Origin of the sequence: Streptomyces sp. ADMS (genome assembly GCF_033441795.1) — a bacterium.
Lineage (GTDB): Bacteria > Actinomycetota > Actinomycetes > Streptomycetales > Streptomycetaceae > Streptomyces.
Genome location: NZ_JAVFVX010000528.1, coordinates 1 through 306, shown reverse-complemented (window position 1 = coordinate 306; position 306 = coordinate 1). Strand labels below are relative to the sequence as shown.

Sequence of the window (306 nt, the reverse complement as noted above, 5' to 3'; positions counted from 1 at the left end):
TGTCCAACACGGGTGCGTCCAGCCCTTCCCCGGCGACCTTGTCGATCGCCAGCAGTACCAAGGGACCGGTACGGGCGCCGGACAGTTCGGCACGGACGCGGTCCCGGTCGGTCGTGGGCAGGCCGCCGTGCAGGAGCAGTGCTTCGATGCCGTGCTCTTTGAGCGCAGATGCGAGTTGGTTGACGTGCTCGATGCGATTGGTGAGGGTCAGGCTGCACCGGCCGCGCCGGTAGGCGTCGGCGATGTCGGCTGCGATCTGCTGGTTGCGCTGCTGGTCGGCGGCGAGTTCGCCGTAGATGGCCTGGA

1 protein-coding gene is annotated in these 306 nt (G+C 68.0%); it reads right to left on the bottom strand.

Going from position 1 to position 306, the window contains the following annotated elements:
- Positions 1–306, bottom strand: a 306-nt coding sequence (locus RB628_RS41870) for a helicase-related protein (protein ID WP_318325824.1), incomplete at both ends; no start/stop codon positions are given.